Origin of the sequence: Thiocystis violacea (genome assembly GCF_016583575.1) — a bacterium.
GTDB classification, from domain to species: domain Bacteria; phylum Pseudomonadota; class Gammaproteobacteria; order Chromatiales; family Chromatiaceae; genus Thiocystis; species Thiocystis violacea.
Genome location: NZ_NRRG01000178.1, coordinates 1 through 582 on the forward strand (window position 1 = coordinate 1; position 582 = coordinate 582).

A 582-nucleotide genomic window follows, 5' to 3' on the forward strand; every position below is an offset into this window, starting at 1 on the left:
GCTCGAATGCCTCAAGCGGGCCCACAAGCTCAACCATTTCGCACTCCGCGCGAAGCTCTATGTCGAGGCGCTTCAGCATGCTTTCGGCGAACTCAGGCGCTTGAAAGCGGCGGCTGCGTAACATCAGTTAAGGATTTTCCGTTCGCCCTGAGCTTGTCGAAGCCTGTCATGAGCTTGTCGAATGGGGTGGACGGAAAATCCTAAGCCTCTGAGAGTCTGCTCAGTACAGTGCATTTCACATTAAGATATTGATTATAATGACATCGCCATGAGATTCTGCCCCCAATGTCCTGATGTCTGAGAGGCTGTATAGGAACACATCGCTATAGTCGATCCAATTAACCGTTAATAGAAATCAATTAACTTACAATTCATATTGTATCTGATTATGGCCTATTTGACGAAGAAGTAAGCGGCCTGAGGCGAGATAAACTTGTGCCTCACTCGACGTAGGCTTGCGTTCATAATCTCTACTCAGCCGACGTGATCGGCCAAGCCATGCAAATGTTCGCTCAACGACCCAGCGGCGGGGTAAAACATGGAAACCTTTAACCCCTTTTTTCTTTTTAACGACTTCAAGCT

1 protein-coding gene and 1 pseudogene are annotated in these 582 nt (G+C 47.9%); one reads left to right on the forward strand and one right to left on the reverse strand.

The window, feature by feature from the left end:
* Window positions 1–121, forward strand: a pseudogene (locus CKO27_RS24855) (IS701 family transposase); the annotation flags it as partial.
* 243 nt (window positions 122–364) lie between these two features.
* Here the strand turns inward: CKO27_RS24855 and CKO27_RS24065 are convergent.
* A partial coding sequence (locus CKO27_RS24065) for a transposase (protein WP_200377405.1) occupies window positions 365–582 on the reverse strand: 218 nt, incomplete at its 5' end.